Below are 5,482 nucleotides of genomic sequence, written 5' to 3'. Positions count from 1 at the left end.
AATTACTCAACTTTCGCACCGATATAAATCGATCCAACCGGCATCGTAATTATGTGTTTCTGCAATTCATTAGGTACCTTGACAATTGAATTGGACAAAAGAAAAACACCTCATCCTATGGTAAAGTAGAATTGTCGAAAAACCACTACCAATAGAAGAGGTGCCTCCTATATGATAGATCAAAACCAATCAAACAATCAACTCCCGAATGAATTGCGCTCGGTTTTTTCCGAGCTAGATATCTTTAGGCATCTTCGGAAGGCTGGTATCACCAAAGCCTTCGGCTTTTCCTGTTCGTACTTATTTCAACTGGTCTTCTGCCTAATCTTTCAACATAAGAATTGGTTTGCGCTGCTGAATTCGAAAAAAGCGGACTGTTATCCTGCGAAGGATGCCATTTATCGATTCCTTAATCAGCCAACATTCAATTGGCAGCGATTCCTTTTGTCGTTCAGCGCTTCAACCATCCAGAAGGTCGATTGTCTGACCGATCACACACGACCAAAGGTTTTCATTGTCGATGATTCGGCGTTCGACCGGAACCGCAGTAAAAAGGTTGAACTACTTGCCCGTTGTTTTGACCACGCATCATTGAAAATGAAATTCTACAAAGGGTTCCGGATGTTAACGCTCGGCTGGTCGGACGGTTCCACCTTCATGCCAATCGATTTTTCCCTGCTCAGTTCCAAGAAAGCACAGATTAACGGCATCTCATCGGACATCGATAAACGTACGTCTGGTTACAAACGCCGGATGAATGCGCTTCAAACGGCGCCTGAACAGATTCCGGACATGATCCGCCGTGCGCTTGCGAATGGTATCGATGCAAGCTATGTTCTGATGGACTCCTGGTTCACCTTACCTCCGCTTGTCCAAGCCATTAAAGGACAGGGATTGGATGTAATCGGTATGGTCAAAGAGACGAAGCAGCGGTACCTAGCGGGTGGACAACGGGTTTCGTTGAAGCAATTGTATAGTTTGGCGCAACCTATCCAGGGTAAAAAAGGAATTCTTCGTTCCATTCACTGTGTCATGGCTAACGGAACGTGCGTCAAGATTGTCTTCGTCCAAAATCGCAACAAGAGAAGCGAATGGCTGGCCATCCTCAGCACCGACAAAACCTTGACCGAACGGGAGATTATCCAGATCTACGGCATGCGTTGGGACATCGAGGTTTTCTTCAAGACGACCAAATCGCTGTTAAAACTCCAGAAGGAGTTCCAAGGGCGTTCCTATGATGGGTTAATTAGCCATACAACGATAGTATTTGCCCGCTATATTGTTTTGTCGTGGCAAAATCGCTGCAACACCGACCAACGCACACTCGGCGGCCTTTTTTATGAATTTTGTGATGAAGTAAATGAACTCGATTGGGCAGTTGCGCTCCAGCAGTTGATCGAGCTTCTTAATGATGTCCTGAAGCAGACCAATACGAAAATGAAAAAGCACATTGAATGTCAATTACAACTTTGGTTGGCCAATCTGCCCAGTTATATCAAGGCTTATTTGCCGATTTCACTCTGCGAAAGTTGAGTAAGTTGAAATAATTTATGTAGTTCTTTATTATAAGCCCTCTTATCTACACTATATAATCTTGGAATATAATGTGAAAAAATGTGTTGTTCCTCACCTTTGGGTGTAAAAAAGAAGAAAACTCCTCCTTCTCCCTCCTTAACTTCACCATTAAAATAGAAATTATCCCATTCAGTTGGAATCATATCATTAACCTGTTGTGCAATTTCTTTATATAACTCGTTTAATTCTGTTTCAAAACTCATCAATATCAGCCTCCTGATTTATTTGCAATCTCGCGAATTACTGGAAATTGGCCTTCAATTTCATATTCGACCATAAAGGAATCTGGTCGCATAGAATTATTAGAATAGGTCGGTTCAATACTAACAAAGACTTTCTTGGGCGGTACCTCTTTCAATGCATTAGCCCATTCAGTCTCCATTTCGTACCAAACTCCCCCCCTCCCTCTATAAATATTGATATATCAACGGTTTGACCCGTTGTTGGAGTGTCAAAAAAATATTTTTCGACACACACCCTAACAGATATTAATAAATATGTGATTCTCTTACAAATGATAGGTACGCTACGCGGTCACTACTGGATAATAACGGAAAGTAGTGATAGGAATTTATTCGATGCACCATGGATCTCTGCGTAGCTTATGATGACGTACCCTCCCATGTCTCTGGGCATCTGTGTGCCTACATTCCTTCGTTCGGTCTAGTCATAAGGCAGAGGCTAGCGAAGCTCCTATAGGGACTCAAGGTCTGATGGTGAATATATTGCCAGCTTCTCCGTGTCATCCTGTTGTCTAGTTCTTCAAGGGGATGCAGGACTTACATAGCGTCTGCGAGGCAAGGGATATCCTTCATCATTCGCTCTGCGTCAAACGCTTTGTGCTTCGTGCCGATTCCATGTAACACTTTTAGTAGTTTCCCGCATAGAACCACGATGGATTGCTTCTTACGCAATGGATTAACCCGACGGGTTGTGTAATACTCGTGTAACTTTTTAAAAGCTTCATTGTGGCGAATCATCGGTATCATCACTCGGAACAGAAGGGCTCGCAGCTTTCTTCTGCCACGCTTGGAGATGCGTTTTTGTCCTTTATGTTGGCCGGAGGAATTTTCCCGTAATGTTAATCCCGCGAGTTTGATTAATTGGCGTGGATTCTCATAGTGGGAAAAGCTTCCGATTTCAGCTAATAAATCGACAATGGTAGTGTCTCCTAGCCCAGGCACTGTGGAGAGCCAATCGTATTCTACAGATGTTTCTATAAGCTTGACTAACTGCTCTGGCACGCTCTCTATTTCTAGTTCTAACTGATGGTAACGACGGACGAGTGTGGCGATTTCTATACGGGCCATCTCGCGTCCCTCCGTTACTCCAATAGAGTGAGCTGCGACTTCGATAAGGCGTATTGCTTTTGGTCTCTGCGGAGACTTTAGCCCCTCGACCTGTCGGTAAAGGGATAAAACTTCATCGAGTTGTTTTTGATGAAGATCACTTGGAAACGGTGTACATTCCAGTACGGCCATCGCCATCTTTCCGAATGACGGAAAGACTTGGGAGAACTCAGGAAAATAGCGGTCTAACCAGCGAATCATCCTGTTCTTCACCATTCCAAGCTCCTCTGTCAACTTGCTTCTAAACGCGGATCCAACTCGAAGTTCTGCCTCCATGTCTTTCAAGATACGCGGATAACTAAAACGTCCATCTTTTACAAGGCGAGCGATGACTAACGCATCTTTGCGGTCATGTTTGGTCGGCAGATTATCATCTAGCTCTTTGGAGCGTTTGACATGCATGGGATTGGCCATCACCAAGGGAATGCCCCGTTCGCCCAGGAAATAGGCTAAATTGAGCCAATAATGGCCGGTAGGCTCTATCCCAACGATTACTTCTGTTTTCCCGTATTCTTTCATTGCAGCCAGAATCCGTTGGTAGAAATGTTCGAATCCATCCCGAGACTGGGATACAGAAAAAGATTTTTGAAGCACCCGTCCACGATCATCCACAAAACAAGCGTAATGCGTCCGCTTTGCAATGTCGATTCCAACGACGAGCGTGTTTTCGGTGACTTGATTTATTTTCTGATTTTGTTTAAAATCCACTTTGGAGTCCTCCTTGGTTAACTAAGTTAGGGGTCATCTCGGTCCGCGATTTGACACCCCGTATCATACCAAGAGGGCTCCTTTTTGTTCAAGTCCCCGAAAATCTTTCAAACAGGAATGCTCCTATTAATTTGACTATTTTGTGGTACAAGATTATCAATATCAGGAGGACCATTAAATTGTGCTCCTATTAAATGTCCGCCATCATCATCTGGTAATCTGTCTTTCCCCCCTACATTTGCCTGAGCATATTTATTTCTATCAGCCTTTTTCAATATAAGTTCTGGAGCATCTACATTTACAATACGTCCAAGTTCATCGGTAGTATATTTGTAGTTATCATTGGTTACGTACTTAGTATTTGGAAGTAGTTGTTTCTTACCATTTTCACCTTTTATTATGTGCTTTCCATACTCAATTTCTTTAACTTCGTTGACTATATTACCATTACCCGTACCCTTATTACCAGCAAACTTCTGCAAATCCATCTTTACCAGTGACTTTTGTTTAGGCGGATCGAGGCTGTCTAAGTTTCCTGCGCTATTTGAACTTCCTGCCCGCTTCTCTATCCTCGTTTGGGTTTGCCTTCTCGGCTGCTAGGCTCGCTTGGCCACTTTCGGCTTTGCTTTCTTCGTTGTCCGGATTACTTTGGCGGCTGAGCGGCTTTCTTTTCTCGGACTACTCTTAATGGATCTTGCCGGCACTGTTTTCGGCCTCTTGTATACCTTTGCGGCTACACGCTTGGCTGTTGAACGGTATGTCTTCTTGGAGACTCTCTTGACCGTCCTATATGCCTTGAGACAGAAAAGAAACCTTGAAAGGCATTAAGCCAATTAAGGTCAAATATAAATTATTCTTGATTCAAGAAACTTAGGAACCCGTTGAAGTCATTACTACAATCTTGTACCTCACTTAAATCCATCCCAATAAAAGGCACCTGTACAAATGGCTTAATGGTCCTCTTCATATCAATGCAATAAGCTGTATCCCCACCATTAGAACCGATAATTAATAAACCTGGGGCAAACTCTTCAACCCCATAAGCCTCGTTTAATTCAATTAAATCCTCTATTTTCCACATTACTAAATAAGACTGACCAATTGCACCTTCTCCTCCATTAGAAAATAAAAGAAAGTCATAATATTCTTGTGGAAAATTAATACTCAGTAGCTCTTCAACTTTTTTAATAATGTTTTCTGAAGCTGGTTCATTAAGTTCAAATTGACTCAATAAAGTCTTAATTTTCTCGTCCATACTTATCTACCTTTCACATGTTAATTATTTCTTTAGATTACGCATTAAGGTATTCCAGTATCTTGTATACTCAGCATGATCTTTCGGACTCAATGGGATTTTATTAGCATTATCCGTAGGGCTTCCACCAAATTTAACTGGGTGAATTTCATGAATTTGTTTACCCTTTAACTCTGGGTCTTTTCTATGCAAAGCAGCATTGGCATTATTAGCTGCCTTTCTTGCTTTCTGATATTCTTCACCTTCAAGCAGTCTAAAAGGTCCATCAGGCTTCGTTCCATTGTTTGGATATCCATCCCAATTAGTTACAGAGAATTCGCCTTGCTTTAAACTATTACCTTCACCCTTATTCCCAGCAAATTTCTGCAAATCCATCTTTACCAGTGACTTTTGTTTAGGCGGATCGAGGCTGTCTAAGTTTCCTGCTTTATTTGAATTTCCTGCCCGCTTCTCTATCCTCGTTTGGGTTTTCCTTCTTGGCTGCTGGGCTCGCTTGGCCACTTTCGGCTTTGCTTTCTTCGTTGTCCGGATTACTTTGGCGGCTGAGCGGCTTTCTTTTCTCGGACTGCTCTTAATGGATCTTGCCGGCACTGTT

6 protein-coding genes and 1 pseudogene are annotated in these 5,482 nt (G+C 42.7%); 1 reads left to right on the top strand and 6 read right to left on the bottom strand.

Annotated features, from left to right (window positions below; all coding sequences use genetic code 11):
- Window positions 1-171 precede the first annotated feature (171 nt).
- Complete coding sequence (locus tag BQ5796_RS17190; RefSeq protein WP_071458495.1) at window positions 172-1,533, top strand: IS4 family transposase; 1,362 nt, start codon at window positions 172-174, stop codon at window positions 1,531-1,533.
- On the opposite strand, the gene BQ5796_RS17185 is transcribed toward BQ5796_RS17190, so the two are convergent.
- The 6 genes and pseudogenes from BQ5796_RS17185 to BQ5796_RS18325 form a co-directional block, all read right to left on the bottom strand.
- Entirely contained in the window at window positions 1,503-1,778 is a 276-nt protein-coding gene (locus tag BQ5796_RS17185) for an immunity protein YezG family protein (protein WP_071460605.1), read from the bottom strand. The genes BQ5796_RS17190 and BQ5796_RS17185 overlap by 31 nt on opposite strands.
- Before the next feature lie 5 nt (window positions 1,779-1,783).
- The gene (locus BQ5796_RS17600) at window positions 1,784-1,990 is read right to left on the bottom strand and encodes a DNA/RNA non-specific endonuclease (RefSeq protein WP_346190304.1); all 207 of its coding nucleotides are present in this window, start codon (window positions 1,988-1,990) and stop codon (window positions 1,784-1,786) included.
- A gap of 364 nt (window positions 1,991-2,354) precedes the next feature.
- Complete coding sequence (locus BQ5796_RS17180) at window positions 2,355-3,632, bottom strand: IS110 family RNA-guided transposase (protein WP_071460606.1); 1,278 nt, start codon at window positions 3,630-3,632, stop codon at window positions 2,355-2,357.
- 107 nt (window positions 3,633-3,739) lie between these two features.
- Window positions 3,740-4,120: a DNA/RNA non-specific endonuclease gene (locus BQ5796_RS17175; protein WP_071460607.1), complete on the bottom strand. Its 381-nt coding sequence runs from the start codon at window positions 4,118-4,120 to the stop codon at window positions 3,740-3,742.
- A gap of 362 nt (window positions 4,121-4,482) precedes the next feature.
- Window positions 4,483-4,887: an SMI1/KNR4 family protein gene (locus BQ5796_RS17170; RefSeq protein WP_071460608.1), complete on the bottom strand. Its 405-nt coding sequence runs from the start codon at window positions 4,885-4,887 to the stop codon at window positions 4,483-4,485.
- Between the two features lie 24 nt (window positions 4,888-4,911).
- Window positions 4,912-5,482: pseudogene (locus BQ5796_RS18325) on the bottom strand (hypothetical protein); the annotation flags it as partial.

Source organism: Bacillus massilinigeriensis (assembly GCF_900111815.1).
Taxonomy (GTDB): domain Bacteria; phylum Bacillota; class Bacilli; order Bacillales; family Cytobacillaceae; genus Mesobacillus_C; species Mesobacillus_C mediterraneensis.
The sequence above is the reverse complement of the archived record's forward strand: the minus strand, read 5'-3'. Positions and strand labels throughout refer to the sequence as shown.